At 49.6% G+C, this 17,352-nt stretch carries 18 protein-coding genes and 1 pseudogene; 9 read left to right on the forward strand and 10 right to left on the reverse strand.

Going from position 1 to position 17,352, the window contains the following annotated elements; translation table 11 throughout:
- Window positions 1–1,105 (forward strand): FAD-dependent 5-carboxymethylaminomethyl-2-thiouridine(34) oxidoreductase MnmC (gene mnmC / locus ACO6V1_RS06765; protein ID WP_422466271.1); only part of this gene is annotated, 1,105 nt, incomplete at its 5' end.
- 274 nt (window positions 1,106–1,379) lie between these two features.
- Here mnmC and msrA read toward each other — a convergent pair.
- Together msrA and ACO6V1_RS06775 are read right to left on the reverse strand one after the other, a co-directional pair.
- On the reverse strand, window positions 1,380–2,021 hold the full coding sequence (gene msrA, locus ACO6V1_RS06770) for a peptide-methionine (S)-S-oxide reductase MsrA (protein ID WP_422445856.1): 642 nt from the start codon (window positions 2,019–2,021) through the stop codon (window positions 1,380–1,382).
- Between the two features lie 51 nt (window positions 2,022–2,072).
- Window positions 2,073–2,873 carry a M23 family metallopeptidase gene (locus ACO6V1_RS06775; RefSeq protein ID WP_422461687.1) on the reverse strand — a complete coding sequence of 267 codons (801 nt, stop codon included), beginning with the start codon at window positions 2,871–2,873 and terminating at the stop codon, window positions 2,073–2,075.
- A 306-nt stretch (window positions 2,874–3,179) separates the two neighbouring features.
- Between ACO6V1_RS06775 and ACO6V1_RS06780 the strand changes: the two genes are divergently transcribed.
- The gene (locus ACO6V1_RS06780) at window positions 3,180–3,800 is read left to right on the forward strand and encodes a hypothetical protein (RefSeq protein ID WP_422445860.1); all 621 of its coding nucleotides are present in this window, start codon (window positions 3,180–3,182) and stop codon (window positions 3,798–3,800) included.
- A 28-nt stretch (window positions 3,801–3,828) separates the two neighbouring features.
- Here the strand turns inward: ACO6V1_RS06780 and hemG are convergent, their stop codons facing one another.
- The 6 genes from hemG to alaE form a co-directional block, all read right to left on the reverse strand.
- Complete coding sequence (gene hemG / locus ACO6V1_RS06785; RefSeq protein WP_422466273.1) at window positions 3,829–4,434, reverse strand: menaquinone-dependent protoporphyrinogen IX dehydrogenase; 606 nt, start codon at window positions 4,432–4,434, stop codon at window positions 3,829–3,831.
- Window positions 4,435–4,766: 332 nt separating this feature from the next.
- On the reverse strand, window positions 4,767–5,735 hold the full coding sequence (locus tag ACO6V1_RS06790; RefSeq protein WP_422466306.1) for an ABC transporter permease: 969 nt from the start codon (window positions 5,733–5,735) through the stop codon (window positions 4,767–4,769).
- Window positions 5,736–5,740: 5 nt separating this feature from the next.
- Complete coding sequence (locus tag ACO6V1_RS06795) at window positions 5,741–6,721, reverse strand: ABC transporter permease (RefSeq protein ID WP_101747624.1); 981 nt, start codon at window positions 6,719–6,721, stop codon at window positions 5,741–5,743.
- 132 nt (window positions 6,722–6,853) lie between these two features.
- Window positions 6,854–8,422 carry an ABC transporter substrate-binding protein gene (locus ACO6V1_RS06800; RefSeq protein WP_422466275.1) on the reverse strand — a complete coding sequence of 523 codons (1,569 nt, stop codon included), beginning with the start codon at window positions 8,420–8,422 and terminating at the stop codon, window positions 6,854–6,856.
- Window positions 8,423–8,485: 63 nt separating this feature from the next.
- A complete protein-coding gene (locus ACO6V1_RS06805) occupies window positions 8,486–10,234 on the reverse strand; it encodes a dipeptide ABC transporter ATP-binding protein (RefSeq protein WP_422466277.1) in 1,749 nt (582 codons plus the stop codon).
- A 407-nt stretch (window positions 10,235–10,641) separates the two neighbouring features.
- Window positions 10,642–11,070 carry an L-alanine exporter AlaE gene (alaE, locus tag ACO6V1_RS06810; protein ID WP_163369906.1) on the reverse strand — a complete coding sequence of 143 codons (429 nt, stop codon included), beginning with the start codon at window positions 11,068–11,070 and terminating at the stop codon, window positions 10,642–10,644.
- A gap of 461 nt (window positions 11,071–11,531) precedes the next feature.
- Here alaE and thiM point away from each other — a divergent pair, with 461 nt between their 5' ends.
- The 7 genes and pseudogenes from thiM to ACO6V1_RS06845 all read left to right on the forward strand — a co-directional run bounded on the left by thiM (window position 11,532) and on the right by ACO6V1_RS06845 (window position 16,385).
- A complete protein-coding gene (thiM, locus tag ACO6V1_RS06815; RefSeq protein WP_422445870.1) occupies window positions 11,532–12,341 on the forward strand; it encodes a hydroxyethylthiazole kinase in 810 nt (269 codons plus the stop codon).
- The gene (ubiT, locus tag ACO6V1_RS06820) at window positions 12,338–12,850 is read left to right on the forward strand and encodes a ubiquinone anaerobic biosynthesis accessory factor UbiT (protein ID WP_422445872.1); all 513 of its coding nucleotides are present in this window, start codon (window positions 12,338–12,340) and stop codon (window positions 12,848–12,850) included. Before thiM ends, ubiT begins: the two co-directional genes overlap by 4 nt.
- Window positions 12,851–13,058: 208 nt before the next feature.
- Window positions 13,059–13,229, forward strand: a pseudogene (locus tag ACO6V1_RS06825) (IS1 family transposase); the annotation flags it as partial.
- Window positions 13,230–13,273: 44 nt separating this feature from the next.
- Window positions 13,274–14,230 (forward strand): esterase/lipase family protein, encoded by a 957-nt coding sequence (locus ACO6V1_RS06830; RefSeq protein ID WP_422445874.1) that lies wholly within the window; start codon window positions 13,274–13,276, stop codon window positions 14,228–14,230.
- Between the two features lie 68 nt (window positions 14,231–14,298).
- Window positions 14,299–15,372 carry a lipase secretion chaperone gene (locus ACO6V1_RS06835; RefSeq protein ID WP_422445876.1) on the forward strand — a complete coding sequence of 358 codons (1,074 nt, stop codon included), beginning with the start codon at window positions 14,299–14,301 and terminating at the stop codon, window positions 15,370–15,372.
- A gap of 378 nt (window positions 15,373–15,750) precedes the next feature.
- Complete coding sequence (locus ACO6V1_RS06840) at window positions 15,751–16,017, forward strand: hypothetical protein (RefSeq protein WP_422445878.1); 267 nt, start codon at window positions 15,751–15,753, stop codon at window positions 16,015–16,017.
- Window positions 16,017–16,385: a type II toxin-antitoxin system PemK/MazF family toxin gene (locus ACO6V1_RS06845; RefSeq protein ID WP_422445880.1), complete on the forward strand. Its 369-nt coding sequence runs from the start codon at window positions 16,017–16,019 to the stop codon at window positions 16,383–16,385. The genes ACO6V1_RS06840 and ACO6V1_RS06845 overlap by 1 nt, the downstream gene beginning before the upstream one ends.
- A gap of 190 nt (window positions 16,386–16,575) precedes the next feature.
- Here ACO6V1_RS06845 and ACO6V1_RS06850 read toward each other — a convergent pair whose 3' ends face one another.
- Together ACO6V1_RS06850 and ACO6V1_RS06855 are read right to left on the reverse strand one after the other, a co-directional pair.
- On the reverse strand, window positions 16,576–17,001 hold the full coding sequence (locus ACO6V1_RS06850) for a helix-turn-helix domain-containing protein (RefSeq protein ID WP_422461695.1): 426 nt from the start codon (window positions 16,999–17,001) through the stop codon (window positions 16,576–16,578).
- Window positions 16,998–17,312 (reverse strand): type II toxin-antitoxin system HigB family toxin, encoded by a 315-nt coding sequence (locus ACO6V1_RS06855; RefSeq protein WP_422445884.1) that lies wholly within the window; start codon window positions 17,310–17,312, stop codon window positions 16,998–17,000. Before ACO6V1_RS06855 ends, ACO6V1_RS06850 begins: the two co-directional genes overlap by 4 nt.
- Window positions 17,313–17,352: the final 40 nt, after the last annotated feature.

Below are 17,352 nucleotides of genomic sequence, written 5' to 3' on the forward strand. Positions count from 1 at the left end.
GGCCCTGGCCAGCGAAGCATCGGGTAATCCGCAGGGTGTTCTCTATGCCAAACTTTCTGCCGATAACACGCCGCTCAGCCAGTTCATCCTTAAAGGTTATCAATTCACCCTGGATACGCTAAAAGCACTGGAAATTGAACAGTGGCAGCAGTGCGGTGTTATCCAGTTAGCCATTGATGCCAAAACGGATCAACGATACCAGGCCCTGGATAAACAACATCCGAATGCTCTGCTGCAATACCTGACGGAAGCGCAACTGAGCGATATCGCCGGATTGGGTATTCACTATCCCGGCCTCTACTTTCCCCAGGCAGGCTGGGTGCACCCACCCGCACTCTGTCAGGCTTTGGCCGATCACCCAAACATTCGGGTGGTCACCAGCACGACGGTGAATACGATCGAACCCGTTGAGCAGGGCTGGCTGGTGAAAACCGATGGCGACAGGTTGCACAGTAAAACCGTGATCATTGCCCGGGGAGCGGCCAGTCATCAGTTGTCACAGTTTAACTACCTGCCACTTAAAGCCATCCGTGGCCAGATTACTCAGGCCAGAGCAACCACCGAAAGTGACAAACTGGCCTCCTGTGTCTGCGGAGAAGGCTATATAGCCCCCGCTGTCGATGGCTATCACACCCTGGGCGCAACGTTCAGTTTTAACGACAAAGGTACAGAAGTTCGAGAAGCCGACCACCTGGAAAACCTGGCCATGCAGGCCGGGTATTTCCCTGCCATGTATCAGGCACTCGGTGGAACTGATGCACAAGTGACCGGCGGACGCACAGGGTTCCGCTGCACAACACCGGATTACCTGCCCGTGGTGGGTCCAATCGTTGACCTTAAGCACTTTGTTGCCGCTTATGCACCCCTCAGAAAAAACAGCAAGTTGACCATTGACGTCTGCCCTGAATATCTGGAAGGCCTGTACGTGACCGCCGGACACGGCTCCAGGGGAATAATCTCCTGCCCTGTTGCCGGTGAGATTCTGGCCACCATGATCACCGGTGAGCCCGATAGTACTGTCGGTCTATCAATGCCTGCAAAACTGCTGGAAGCGATTCACCCCTCCCGCTTCCTGATCAGGGATCTGATCAGAAATAAAATATAGGAGGCTTATGACGAGAGTTATAACGGAAGCGAGACTGCCGTCTTTCCTCGACCAATAAACTAGGTAAAAATCGCAAAAAAACAGGTAGCAATACGCAGGGAGGAATCAACAATGGCTGTCTATCTTAGTAGGCATGGATTAGGTAACACATGGTTACCTGTTCATGAAGCTCCTGTTTCAATCCATTCAGCAAACTGCGTCCGGGCAACCTGATCTATCTCTTGGTTGCCCGTTTTTTTGTCTGGGTGAAAATCTTTAGCGGCTACTTAAGTAGTTAACCAAGACAAACACCCGTACCTTTCAGACCACAGTAACCGCCGGGATTCCTGGCCAGATATTGCTGATGGTATTCTTCTGCGTAGTAAAACGGCGGAGCCCCACGAATTTCTGTGGTAATGTCCGGATAGCCCTGCTGTTGCAAAGACGTTGAGAATTCACTCCTTGAGCTTTCAGCCAATACGGCCTGTTCATCCGTGGTGGTATAAATGGCTGAACGATACTGAGTTCCCACGTCGTTACCCTGCCTCATTCCCTGGGTTGGGTCATGGGATTCCCAGAAACATGCTAATAAAGCCTGTGTCGTTACCTTTTCAGGATCGTAAACCACCATCACCATTTCTGTATGCCCGGTTGCTCCGGTGCAGACCTCTTCATAAGTAGGATTGGGTGTGTAACCACCTGCATAGCCAACCGCCGTTGTATAAACACCGGGCAGTTGCCAGAACAATCGCTCTGCTCCCCAGAAACAGCCAAGCCCCAGGTAGATGGTCTGCAAGCCTTCGGGAAATGGCGGCCTCAATGGCTGTCCATTGACATAATGCCGGGCCGGGACCGGCATCACGTCTTCCCTGCCCGGCAGGGCTTTTTCTTCAGTTGGAAGTTGCTGTTTATCAGGGTCTTTACCAAAGAATGTCATGATTATGTCCTCCCTGGCAGGGATCATAACATACCGCAGGGTCTGATGGATTTACTGATCCCCAAGGGTTAACAGTGCAGGGTCAAGCCGCTTATCAAACCAGTTATAGCGCCAGTCAAGATGGGCACCGGTAACCCGGCCTGTGGCACCCACTTCACCGATAGTCTGCCCTCGTTTGATAGCCGCCCCACTTTTCACAGAGACTTTGCTGAGATGGAGAAAGCTGGAAAAAATACCGTGGCCATGATCAATAATGATGGTGCCGCCGGAATAGTAGAGATCCGGGTCCACCAGTCGCACAACCCCATCAGCCGGTGCCACTACCGGTGTGCCTGTGGGTACGGCGATATCCAGGCCGTAGTGTGGCCGCCCCGGTTGACCGTTATACACGCGCTGGCTGCCATAAACGCCACTGATGCGACCTTTTACCGGCCAGTCAAAGCCGTTAAAAAAATCCGCCTGATCGGTATCAGGCACTCTGGCTGCACGCACCTGTTGAGCTTCTCTGCGGATACGGGATAGCACCCGCTCATCCGGTGATACATATTTTCTGGCAATCCCGGTCAACCGCTGAATATCATATTTCCGTGGCTTAAGGATTAAATTAAACGTCTTCAGTTCGCCACTGGCAAAATGCTCTGTATAGGACTGCTTCAGTTCTGCATCACGACCAAAGCCTAGAATAAAGCGCCCATCTTTCGCTACTCTGACTTCCTGGTTGTCATAAACAATCCGACTCCCCGGTGCTGCCTGACCGACCAAAATACCTCCGGGTGTCAGCTGGCTCTGCAGACCGTCTGCACTGACCATCAGAGAAAACACCAGAAGAAAAAAACCTGTAACGAGATGCATTTAAACGTTCTCCTTTTATCATCCTGCCTGGTAATCATTATCGACATTATGATGTTTAACAAAATTGGCACATAACAAAACAGCCTTAAATGGCAATAACTTATTTTTAGAGAAATAAGATATTAATATCAATAAGTTATATACCCCCTACCATTGCAAAAATAAGAATCAGCAGTATTGTCAGTAATACTAAACACAGTGTTATGAACTTTTGGCTCAGCTCGTTATAAATTACTCCCATAACTTGAACAAAACGCCCAATACACCGGATTGTATTGAAGAAACTACGGATAATGGAGTGTATCTATGTTTGGAACTGGAACTGCTACTGCTACTACTGGCAATCAACAAAAGACCACCTTTCTTACTGACTTCCAAACTGACATGATCAACGGAGGGCGCTTCGGGCAAAGGAAGACCACAAAGCCATCAACTACTTCAGCTACCCAGAAAAGTATGTCGGGCACTGACTTTTTGGCAAAGCCAAGTTTAAAAGACCGGCTGGTTTATCCATTCAAGGCGGTCAGAAACCGAATCTTAACGGCCATGATGTTCAGTGGCTCCGCAGGCATGTTTTTGGGCATGGGTGCCGGTGCGGCAGTCGGTGCTACAGCAGGATTTACTGTGGCTCTGATTCCTCAGATATTAGACTTGCTGACTTTTTCTTTTAACCCCTATATTGTTGCCGCTGGTGCCTATGTTGGCAAAGAGGCAGGCATCCGTACCGGTGCCGTTCTCGGGCTTGGCATTGGCGCAGTTGCCACTCTGGCATCTGCTGCCATAGCTCTTGCTCTCAGCGTGGTTCATCTACCAAGGGACATCTATCATGCGGCAACCCTGGATGCCCCCCGTCTGGATGCACCACTGCCGGAGAAGCCATGGCTCACACAGCAACTCAGTCAGGAATTGTCCAAATTTAACGAATAAAAGCCTCAGGACATCATTTTGGATTTAATCATTCCGGGAACTGAAGGTTTTCAATCACGGTACTTTTATAAGCTTCAGCCGCCATTGGGCGGCTTATTTTCTGAAAGTCCCGGTTTAACTGTTCGGCAAATGCCTTAACCCGCATCCAATCGGTAAACTCGGTATTCCTGGTAACATCAACAGGCCCCCCGGTCAGCTTCATAATCAAGCGGATCATCTGTTTATCAATCCAGCGATATCGGGTATACAGCAAAGCACCGGCAAACACTTCCACCCGGTCCGGAGTCCATGAACTCTGTTTCAGGAATTTCTGCAGGTAACGGTTGTTATGAGGGTCCCGTCGTTCAGGCTTGCGGGCGGTCAGATTGACGGAAAAAAAGTAACCCGGAATGGTTGCCAGCTGGTCACTGTATTGCCTGATAAACTGGTAACACGCTTTATGGTGTTTGCCATAACGAATCGAACAACCAAGAATAACACCATCATAAGACCGAAGTGAGAAGCCGTCGTTCAGATCAGTAATAGAGCTGACAAACGTCTCATGACCAGCCTGGGCCAGGCAGTAGCCGATTCTTTCGGTAATTTTTCGGGTCTGGCCTTCACACCCCTGGTGCAACAACGCTATACGGGACATATCTAAATACGTGAGTAATTATAAAACCAATATTTGCGTAGATAATAACCAACTTATAAGTCGGTAGTGTTAACTCAGATCAACAAAGCGGCGAATAGAAGTTGTTCAGATGGTCGCCCTGCAACTCCGTCCGGGACGAACGGAGTTTGGGAGTCATTGACGGGTTCCTTTATTGACCTCCAAACTCCGTTCGTCTTGAGCGGAGTCGAAAGGCGTAAACTCCATACCCTGAATACTGTGCCAATCACCCTTCGACCGTGCATCCTGAGCTGGGTCGAAGGACGCTCAGGGTGAGCGGAGATTATACACACCAAATTCATCGAAATGATGTGCTAGCCCTTATACAGTTTTGGATTCAACACATCCCGGAGCCAGTCCCCCAGAAGGTTGAGCACCAACACCAGCACCACCAGCACAATCCCGGGAATAACCGTAATCCACCAGCTGCCAGAGAAGATATACTCAAAACCACTGGAGATCAGAGACCCCAGAGAGGGCTGGGATACCGGCATACCAAGACCCAGGAACGACAACGCAGCCTCACTGATAATCGCATTGGCAATCTGCACCGTCGAGATCACCAGAATAGGCGACAGTGAGTTTGGCAGGATATGTCGAAACATAATGCGCCCGGCACCAAAGCCCATAACCCTGGCCGCCTCCACATACTCCTTCTTCTTTTCTGCCAATACCGATGCCCGAACCGTACGGGCATATTGAGGCCATTCGGCAATACCAATCACCAGTATCAGCATTAACATGGCCAGCTTACTGTAGAGTTCCGAACCAAAAGAGGCCTGGAAAACCGCCAGCACGATAATCGCCACCATCATGGTAGAGAACGACAGCTGAATATCCGCAACCCGCATCAGAAAACTATCGATTCGACCACCAAAGTAACCGGCGGTCAGGCCCAGAACAATCCCCAGAAAAGCCTGCAGCAACACCGCAAACAGACCGATCGCCAATGAGATGCGCATACCATAGAGAATGGTGCTGAACAGATCACGACCCTGGTCGTCGGTGCCCAGCAGAAAACGTTCATCCCCCTCTGCTGACCACACCGGGGCAATTTCCGAATCCATAATATCAATGGTGGAAAGATCGTAGGGATTGGTGGGTGCCAGGATGGGAGCCAGCAGCGCAGCCCCGACAAACAGCGCGAAAATCAGGGCACAGACCATGGCCACCTTGTCACGGGTGAAGCTGTACCAGAAGGTAGAGTTCCTGAAACGCTCCCAGCGCCCTGGCGCTATATTGGCCGCAGTAGATTCCTGATCGACCGGCGCGTTCGACATCATTTCACTCATTGGGCACTCCTCGCCAGTCTGACGGTGGGATTAATCAGGCCGTACAGCAGATCCACCAGCGTATTCACCACCACAAAAATGGCACCCACAACGATCAGGTAAGCAACAATCAGCGGCGTATCCACCCGGTTGACCGCTTCCAGAAACAGAAAGCCCATGCCCGGCCACTGGAAGACAGTCTCCGTAAGAATGGTATAAGCGACCATGGTTCCTATCTGCACACCGCCAACGGTAATCACCGGCAGCATGGTGTTCTTCAGGGCATGGAGGAAGTAGATACGTGCCTTTTTCAACCCTTTCGCTCTGGCAAACTTGACATACTCGGTATGCAGCACTTCTGACATTTCAGAGCGAATCAGTCGGATAAACAGTGGCAGCATAATGCTGGCCAGCGAGATGGCAGGCAGAATCAGATGCAACAGGCCATCTTGAGTAAACAGGCCACTCTCCCAGCCACCGATAACCGGCACCAGCTCACCACGGCCATAAGATGGCAGCCAGCCCAGCTCAATAGAGAACAGGTAAATACTGAAAATAGCGGTCAGAAAAACAGGAACAGAAATACCGAGAATACTGAACCCGAGAATTAACCGGGTAAACCAGCTGTTGGGTCGAATGGCGCAATACACTCCAGCGGGAATAGACACCAGAATAATGATCAAACTCGCGGCAAACACCAGCTCAAGGGTGGCAGGCATTTTGGCCAGGATAACGTCCAGCGCCGGTGCTTTAAAAAAATAAGAGTCCCCCAGGTCGCCCTGTAACGCGTTACCCATAAATCTTGTGTATTGAGTGAGGAACGGGTCGTTTAACCCCATCTCGTCACGCAACTTTTCACGTTCGGCTTCTGACACCGATTGCCCTACCAGCTCCCGGAGTGGATCCCCAAGATTGTCCTGTATGGAAAAGCTGATAATACTGATGACAAACATCACTATCAGCCCCTGCATAAGCCTACGCATTAAAAATAACAGCATAAATATCGATGCCCATAGCCTGCGATGCCAATAGTCGATGCACCGGATAACTAATAACCGGTGCTGACCGCAGTCACTTCACAGGAAGTAAAATGACTGCTGTCGTCCTTCAGATAAAGGTGTTCTAGGTGATTACTCCTTAATCACCAGGTCGCCCAGATAAGGGAAGTTCATCACGTTAACCACGTCTTTGGCGGCCACGTTCTTGCTGGCACCCCAGGCAAGGTTCTGCCAGTGCAGGGGAACAAAGGCTGCTTCCTCATAGAGGGTACGCTCAACGTCCTGCAGAATCTGTGCCCGTACGGTTGGATCGGTTTCAGAGCCAGCCTTCTTAACCAGCGCGTCTACCGCCTCATTGCAGTAATTGCCGGAGTTGTACTGTCCCCAGCCGGAAACCGAATCGGCACAGGCTGTGAGGTACTCGGTAAAGTTGGCGGAATCTTCCGTATCGGAGTGCCAGCCAATCATCATCATATCCGCAGAACGCTCATCAAACTCTGGCCAGTACTGCGCTTTTGGCAGGGTTTTCAGATCCACTTTAATGTTGATTTTTGACAGCATGGAAGCCACCGCCTGAGCGATCCTGGCATCGTTCACATAACGGTTATTGGGAGCCATCATGGTGATGGCGAAACCATCTTCATAACCGGCGTCTTTCATCAGCTGCCTGGCCTTTTTCAGGTCATAACGTGGCTGCAGATCATCAACATAACCGGCGTAGCCTTTTGGCCCCTGCTGACCGGCAGGTGTCGCAAAACCTTTCATGATTTTTTTAACGATGCCGTCATTGTTGATGGCATAGTTAATGGCCTGACGAACACGCTTGTCTTTGAACGCGGGAACCCGCTCCTGATTCAACTGGAAACTGATGATACGGGTGCCACCAAGGGTCACCAGATCCGTATTGCCAGACCGCTTGATACGCTCATGATCGTTAGGCGGCACAGGGAAGATAAAGTCCACATCACCGGACAGCAGAGCGGCTACACGGGTTGGACCTTCTTTAATGGGGGTAAGCACAATTTCATCCACATTACCCGGCGATTGCTTATCCCAGTAACCAGCAAACCGTTGGAAATCGACACGCACGCCCTGCTCACGCTCGGTCACAATAAACGGCCCGGTACCAGAAGCATTTTTAGAGGCATAGGTATCGCCGTGCTTCTTCAGCAAAGACTTCTCCTGACCTGTGCTATCCAGACCTGCATAGAACTTGCTGTCCATCGGGAAGATATAGGTGGCAGAGTTCAATACCAGGGGGAATGCCTCTTTGGTCACCAGATCAAAGGTATGGTCGTCAATGACCTTCACGGCGGCAAAAGGCTCGAACACCGCTTTGAAATCCGGACTGCTGGCCAGTCGCTGAAAAGTCCATTGAACGTCGGCAGACGTCAGTGCATTACCGCTGTGGAATTTAACGCCTTTACGCAGGGTAAAGCGCATGGTCCTGTCATCAATACGCTGCCACTTTTCTGCCAGACGAGGCTCAAACTGAAGGTTGTCATCCCAGCGAACCAGTGGATCAAATACCAGGTGCGACAACTGCAGCGTGGCACCGGACAGCTGCTCATGCGGGTCCAGAGATACCGGATCGGAATCGTAGGCCATTTTTAAAGTAGCGGCCTGGGCCCCTACCGCCAATGATGCTGCCAGAATGGCTCCGGCCAGTCTTTTTATAGGTCTCTTAATAGAGAGCTTCATGGTTTTTTTCATCATTCCCCCATTACAGGTGTTTCACTTTTTAAAATTACTCAAGAACTATACCTAAGAATGCGCAGCAACACTGGCTTCAATATCCAACCCACTGCGGGACAGATGCTCAACCCTTGGCATCATATTGATCAGATGTCGGGTGTACTCATGGTGAGGATCACTGAAAATCCGATCGGTGTCCCCCACTTCAACCAGTGTTCCCATCTTCATCACACCAATGCGGTCACACATCTGCAGAATAACCGGCAGATCGTGGCTGATAAACAGCATGGTCAGGCCAAGCTCCTCCTGAAGGTCTTTTAACAGGTTGAGAATCTGAGCCTGTACCGATACGTCCAACGCCGAGGTCGGCTCGTCACAGATCAGGAATCTCGGGCGGGTTGCCAATGCCCTGGCAATGGAGATGCGCTGACGCTGGCCGCCGGAAAATTCATGGGGATACTTGACCCCGGCCCCACGACCAAGGCCAACGTGATCCAGCAGATCCGCCACGATACTATTGATCTGACGTTCAGATTCGGCCAGTTGATGAAAACGAATGGGCTCGGCAATGATGTCCTGCACCGTCATTCGAGCATTCATGCTGGAATAGGGATTTTGAAACACCATCTGAATCTGACGGCGAAATGGCTTACGCTGCTTTTCAGTCAGCCGGGTAATATCCTGACCGGCAAACTCAATCAATCCGGAGTCTGGTGGATAAAGACCGGCGATAATCCGGGCAATCGTTGACTTACCGGAACCGGACTCCCCCACCAGACCAAAGGTTTCACCGGCGCGCACCTCAAAAGACACCTGGTTGGATGCCTGAACGTAACGGCGATTTTTTTTCAGGAACGCAGACTGGGTTTCAAAACGAAGGTTAACGTCTTTCACGGTCAGCAGGGCACGGTCGCTCATCTCTGCATTCAATTCAGAAAGCTGCTCTTTCTGCCCCAGCCAGTGATTCTTCACATCAATATGACGCCCCTGTTCTTTTTCGATGTACTCAACCCTGGGAAAGCGGTGCAGTTTAATATCGGTTCTGGGCACGGCACTGATCAGGCTTTGGGTATAAGGGTGTTCCGGGCGACGTAGAATCTGTTCGGTGGAACCCAGTTCCACCAGGTCACCCATATACATAACAGCGACACGATCCGTCACATTGGCAATAACCCCCATATCGTGGGTGACCAGCAGGCAGCCAACGTCCCGCTCTTTACAGAGTTTGCGGATCAATTCGAGAATCTGATTCTGAATAGAGACATCGAGTGCCGTGGTGGGTTCATCGGCAATAATCAGCTCAGGGTCGCCGGACAGGGCAATGGCAATAACAACACGCTGTCGCATACCGCCGGAAAACTGGTGAGGGTACTGCCTGATACGGACTTCCGGCTCTGAAATGCCGACCGAGGTCAGCAGTTCTATTGACTTTTTATAGGCCGCAGCTTTATCAAGCCCCAGATTGACCATGATGGTTTCCACCATCTGAGTTTCAATGGTCAGAATCGGGTTAAGAGACGTCATTGGGTCCTGAAAAATAAACCCGATACGACGACCACGGATCCGGCGAATGGCTTCGCCACTGAGACCACTGATGGCCTGGCCATCCAGCTTGATATTACCACCAGCCACCACACCGGGAGGGCTCAGCAAGTCAATGACCGCATTACCAACGGTGGATTTACCGGCACCGGACTCACCGACAAGGCCCAGTATCTCCCCCTTTTCGAGGGTAAATGAAACCCCTTTAACAGCTACAGCAGTGCCATGACGAGATGGAAACTCAATGCGCAGCCCTTCTACTTCCAGTAAGGACATGCTTCCCCCTTGTAATGCTCAGTCCCGAACGTCAGAAGGTGAACCTCAGCTTCTGAAACTCGCAAGCCATGATGCAAATACGCTGTCGTATATGGGATAACAATGGTCCCCCCACAGAGGGCAGCGCAGTTTGACTTACGACAGATACAGACGATACGTGATACAGCTTATCCCCCATAACAGCCGTCACAAATTGAATAGAAGTTCAGGCCGGACTCATGGGTGACATGAGTGCATGGAGGTTATGTTATTAAGGCATTATTAATGCCAGAGTGCGTCGACAAATACATAAAACCATGTCGACTCATTTCGGAAAATAACTATAACGCCAGGACAGGAAAATAAAAAGCCCTGATTCGAAAATCGCTTACGAATCAGGGCTTTATTCATGAAAAACTGAAGAATTTTTATACAGCAGGAATTGTGACAGGCTTGAACCAGTTGCGACAGAGCTGCAAATAGATTCCGTATGGCCGCCCCATAATCAGCATCGCTCCTATCTGCCCTGCACAGGCAACCAGCAACTGCTCCAGATTGACACCTGTCGACAATAACAGCAAGGCATACAGCGGAATCTGAAACGACAGAAACGCCAGGGCATCCAGCAGCGTCATTTGCATAAACCCATTGCCGATAAACCGGCCACGACGAATCAGCCAGTCACGGTAAAGTCCATAAGCTCTTGCCGTTAACAGGTTAACGGGAACACTCATCAGACGGGATTGCAGTGACTGTTCAAAACTCAGCCCTGCCAGCAGTTCAACACTCATGCCAACCACAATACCAAAGGTAATCATGGCAAAAGTATCCGCCAACATATCCCGATTAAAAACCATCTCCCTCGCTCCTGAAACAAAAAGCCCTGATCGGGCAGAAAAAGCACAAAAAAATCCCTGCACCGATTCTGTGAAGGAAGAACCGGTCAATTCTTTTGAAATAAAATAGAATCCATCAGTCTGTTCAGGAGAAGGTTCTGAAGCCCCTTCCATAGGTAAAAACTGAGATCTGACGGGATAACTGATAAGCAGAAAACTGAACTAAAACGGTAGTATTCAGGCGGTAAAAAATATAGCTAGATACGACAAAAAACAATAGCCAATAAATCCATATTTAGATAATTTGCAGAATATAATTTCAAGATATCTCTTTTAAACAGGAATAGTTGCCAACAACAACCAACCTGATAACAAATGATCTACTCTTGAAATCATTTGTCAGGAGACAAGACCGTGACACGTGTCAATGCACTGTCCGCCAGACATCATTATTATTGAGCATGGATAAAAAGGCCTTTCCTATGCAAGAACAAATGATTCATTCACTCAAAGAAGTGAGAGAAAAGCAGCCGCTGGTTCACAACATCACCAACGATGTGGTCACCAACACCACAGCCAATGCCCTGCTGGCCATTGGTGCATCGCCGATCATGGCCCATGCCATTGAAGAAGTCGCTGATATGGTGAGCATTACCGGCAGCCTGCTGATCAATACTGGAACGCTGACCGGCTCCAGTCTGCAAAGTATGCTTCTGGCCACAGAAACGGCATTACAACTTGAAAAGCCCTGGATTCTCGACCCGGTCGGTGTCGGGGCAACACCCTTCCGGCTGACAGGCAATAAACAGTTGCTGGCCAACAAGCCATCCGTCGTACGGGGCAACGCCTCCGAGATCAAAGCCCTGTTTACCGGTGCCAATGAGGGCAAAGGCGTCGACAGCAGCACTAGCAGTGAGTCTACCCTGGAATTTATTCAGGAAAAGGCCCGTGAACATCACCTGATTATCGCGGTAACCGGTGCTACCGATTATGTGACCGATGGCTACGACGTCTACAAAATCAATAATGGCCACCCTATGATGGCCAGAGTAACCGGCACCGGTTGTACGGCAACTGCCATCATCGGCGCATTTCTTGCGGTCTGCGATACACCACTGATTGCGGCCGTATCCGGCCTTACCTGTCTTGGCATTGCCGGCGAACTGGCCAGTATGGATTGCCCCGGCCCTGGCTCCCTGCAACTGCGCATACTGGATGAGCTGTACTTGCTGGACCGGGCCACCATTGAGAAATTTGAAAAAGTGAGCAATATGAGAAGGAGCTGTCATTGAGTCTGCTGTCATCTATTAGACCTCCTCTGCCCGGTATTAACCTGCGGGAGAGATTCAAAAAACCAGGTATTGAGTTACTGGGCCTGCCGGTCAGGCTGTTGCCATCAGCCATGGTGAACAAGCCGCTGACCAAAGCCATCAACCACATCTTCCATACGCCAATAGAAGAAGGCGATTTTGATTTTCTGGAAAATCGCTGCCTGAAAATCCATATTACCGATCTCGACATCAGCTTCTTTATCAGTTTCGATGGCAGTCAGCTGACCGCTACCGGCCCACGACACTTTGATGTTGAATTCCGGGGAGACAGCAAATCTTTCCTGAAACTGGCCGGCCGACAGGAAGACCCGGATACCCTGTTCTTTCAACGCAGCCTGATGATTGAGGGTGACACTGAGCTGGGGCTTGGAGTAAAAAACCTGCTGGATAGCCTGGAGCTGGAACAGTTGCCGATTCCTGTGCAGCAACTGGCGCGAGTGGGGCAGCAATTGCAGAGAAAAAAAGTCTGACGCAGTGGGCAGTTGGCAGTGCCTATTAAAATCCACTGTCCAAAAAGCACAATAAAAGCTTTGCTTTCCGGCAATGTTGCTGTTTGCCGGGGAGCCTCTGCCTTGCCGAAGTGTTTACAATCCCGCAACCATTTCGATAGTAAAACTCTATGGCAATATAAAGCCTGTCGTCAGACAACCGGTTCAGTTCGAATAAAAACATAATGTATGTAAGAAAAACGCTCAAAAAACAGAACGCAAAAATTTGAATTTCAGAACTTGGATCAAGCGCTTGATAAAAAAGACAATATGCTTTTCAAAACCAAAGAGAATGCATGATTTCGTCATTGGCTTATTGATTAATAGGATTGAGTTTGGCATTAATATTCACGGGATATAAGAGGTTTAGCCCATTATACAATGACAACTAAATTTGAGATTGACATGACAGACACAATAATAAAAAAAATCCTCTGGACAGCACTGACATTTAGCGTTCTATTGAGCACACAGGCCAATGCAGCCTGTATGTTCTGGCAAGACTGTGACGCCTACAAAACCAAATACCCTATTGTTCTGGTGCATGGTGTGGCCGGGTTCGACTCCATTCTGGGCATTGATTACTTTTACGGTGTTCACAATGCTCTCAAGGAGAGAGGTGCCGAAGTCTACAGCCCCAACCTCTCTGCCTGGGAAGACGCCTATGTCAGGGGAGAGCAGCTTGTGACCTATCTGGAAGATTTACAAGCCGCCACCGGTGCCGAAAAATTCAATTTGACAGGGCACAGCCTTGGTGGACCCACTATCCGTTACGCAGCGGGTGTCAGGCCTGACCTAGTAGCCTCTGTAACCACCATAAACGCCGTCAACTTTGGCTCGGAGTTTGCCGATGTGGCCCGGGGCCTGGTTCCGATGGGTGGGAACACAGAAGCTTTTATAGCTCAGGCTCTTGAGCTGATGGGTCAAATAACCGACTTTCTTGCTGGCAACCCTGAGAATCCGCAGGATGCCCTGGACTCGATCACATTCTTGACGACAGCCGGTGCGGCAGAGTTCAACAAAAAGTTTCCCGACGGCATGCCATCCTCATCTTGTGGCCAGGGTGCCCAGGAAGTGAATGGAGTGCATTATTACTCCTGGGGAGGCAATGATGCCGCAACCAACGTTTTTGATATTTCAGACGCCTTCCTGATGCTGACCAGCACAGGCATCAGCGGCAACAATGATGATGGCCTGGTCGGCCAATGCAGTCAGCACTGGGGTAAAGTCATTGGCACTGATTACAGCCTGAATCATTTGGATGCTATCAATCATCTTTTTGGTATTCACCATCTTTTTGAAACCGATCCGGTTACCCTTTATGAAAACCACGCTGTACGCTTGAAAACAGCAGGCTTATAAAAGCAAGGTGTCATCAGTTGGAGAAGGTCTATGAAAGGTCTTCTCCAAACGGTACAGGCAGATAATTCATGAAAGCATCACGACGCAGACAACTCAAAATATCCTGTTTTATCTGTTTCTTGTTTTGTATTGGCGTAATCGTCTATAAACAAATCGCTGAAACAGATAGTCAGCCTGAGGCAGCCCAACCTGTTATCTCTGACCAGTCCTCACCCAATGCTCTGGAAAAGACATCATCAAATAGTTCAGCGGTTTATATGTCCAGCTTCGGAACCTTGCCCGATACACTTCAAGACACCAAGGTTATGGGACGTCTGGCTGTAGACGATAATGGACACCTGATCATTGCCAGTGATATCAGGCAGATCTTCGACTACTTTCTCTCTGCCGTAGAAGAGGAACCGATTGAAACCATTCTTGGCAGAATCAATGAATACCTGACGAACTCACTGACTGAACCGGCACTGTCTGAGGCCAGGGCGATTCTGAACAGTTATATCGACTTAAAACTCGCCTTGTACCGGTTGAAGCTGGAACGCTCTCCCTCTCTTCAGGCATTAGCGGCGGATGGTATCGAATTTGATAAAACGCTCTATCTTTCTTTGCTAGAAGCGCAATTTTCAGACATCGACCGACTGAAATCCATCTATTTGACCAGAGAGGTCCGTGAAGCTTTCTATGGCAAGGAAGAACGATACGATCAATATACCTTTGCCAAAATGAACGTATTGAACGATGGCTCCCTCAGCGATCAGGAAAAGCAGTATCAACTTGAGCAGATTGACGCAAGTGCCCCACAGGAAATGATCGAAGCCAGAAGGGAGGTTCAGATCATTGATGAATTACATCGCAGAACAGCGGATTTAAAGCAGGCCGGAGCTGACGAAAGTGAAATTCGATCCCTCAAAATAGAGATGTTTGGCTACGAGGCAGCAGAGCGTTTTGAGCAGCTGGAAAAAGACCGGGCTGTCTGGCAGTCCCGGATCGACCAGTACCTGGTTCAGAGAAATCATATCCTGTCAGCAGAAGGTTTAAGTCAGGAGGATCAGCAAGAGCAGATAGAAACCCTCAAAGAGTCGCTCTTTGAGGCCAGAGAGCAACTCCGGGTCGAAGTCTATGAACGACAAAAAACAGGTGCCTGATGCAGGCCAGCAGCTCAATTAAGGAATCAGATTTTACCATAGTCTCTGAGAATCAGAGGCTATAGAAAGAATGGTTATGCTCCTGTGGACTCGTTCCCACGCAGAGCATGGGAACGAGGGTGTAAACCCTGTGACTCCGCCCCCCCTTGGCAATTGCCACGAAACAAGTTCTGCATTTACCTGAAATTTGTGAAGGTCACTCCCCGCAAAAGCACAAGCAGCCTGTCTCTTTCGGCCAACAGCCAACGCCTATTAAAATCCACTCCCCAAAACGCACCCCCCCCCCAGCAAAGTTACTATTTGCCGGGAAACCTCTACCTTGCCAAAGTATCTACATCGTATACACTGGTATATTTACACAGCAGATATGGAGGGACAATGCGAACAGAATCCACCATCAAACGCTGGGGCAACGGCCTGGCCCTGCGGATCAGCGGACCGATGCGGGATATTCCCGGTTTTGAAGAAGGTATGGGGGTTGAGGTTGAGATCCATGCCGATGGGTTGTTTATCCGCCGCAAGGTGCCCGCCGGTCCGCTCCCTTATTCAGAACAGGAGCTGGTCGCCAGCCTGAAGGAGACCCTGGCAGACAATAAAGTCAGCGACTGGCTGGAAGATACACGGCCAGGTGAGGAGGACTTTTGATGGCCTCCTCAAGTTCCGGGGTTTACATACCCGAGAGGGGTGACATTGTCCTGCTTGATTTCCATCCGGGCAAGGGGGGCGAAATTGGCAAGCGCCGACCGGCACTGGTGCTCTCTTCGCGCCTCTATAACAAGGCCATTGGCCAGGCCATTTGTATTCCCATCAGCTCCCGGGGTAAAAAACGGCCCGCCAATGTGGAGATTTGCGGCCTGGATATAGAGCCATCCTTCGCTATTCCGGGGCTGATTCGTACCCTGGACTGGCAGCATCGCCGGGCTGAACGGGTTGGTCATGTAGATGCAGCCGTTTATAAAGAAGCGATCCTGAAGCTACTTCCCCTGATTGGCGCTGAAACATTCCTTGATTAACCGCCAGACAAACATTCTCAGGCTTCGCCTGTCACAATCAAAATCTGCCCCCGCAAACCTCGTCAGTCTGGGATAAAGTTGAGCAATCTTGTCCTCAAAGATCGCGAGAAGGAGGTAAAAATGATGTTACCGCACTCGGAGCCAGAAACAATTTAAGGCGTACTTTGACGTAACGCCTTGTGGAAACCGCTCAGGTTTTATGAAAAAACACAGACGGTGAAATCTTGAATCGCTCGGACAGAGCCTGAATATGATCTCTGGTCAGGTTTCTTGAGCCGTTTAAGATCATCGATACCAGGCTTTTACTGCCTAATTCGGTTTTAAGATCATCTGCCTTTAAGTGGTACTGATCCATCAAAGTCCGAAGAATAGCGACACCATCATCAAGTGCTTCGATGCGTCGGTTAAACTCAGAAAACTCTGCGGATTCTTTTTCCCATTTTTCAATAGCGATAGAAAGCACCTCAATCAATGGCAGGTATCGGTCATAATCTTCAATCAGTTCATCCATTAATTCCAGAGCTTGCTCATACTCAGACTCATTGTGGATGCGACTGATGAAACGAGCCTCTGCAAAAAAGTCCACTGCCTTTTCTTTTAAATTGGCGTATCTCATGAACCGGCCTCCTTTAGGTACTTTTTGCATAACTTGTCGTACTCTGAATGAGGGACAATATGCTTCACGTACATTCGGTTATCTCTAAATTCGATAAAGGCAATGAGTCGCAGGTTATTACCACCAATATCAATAATCCACCACTTGTCCTTGTATTTAAAATTATCCAGGCTTGGAAACAGGGCCTTCAATGCTTGCGGGCTGCTAAAGTCACCGTTTCGCAATGCTTTATAAGCGGCATCAATGGCAGCTGCATTGTTAGGGTATTTCTTGGCCGCGTCGTGAAACGGCTTCCTGGAGATAACGTGCATAGTGGTCTCAAAATTTACTTATTGTGAACTTTAGCATAGG

Source organism: Endozoicomonas sp. ALC013, assembly GCF_049310205.1.
Taxonomy (GTDB): Bacteria; Pseudomonadota; Gammaproteobacteria; order Pseudomonadales; family Endozoicomonadaceae; genus Endozoicomonas.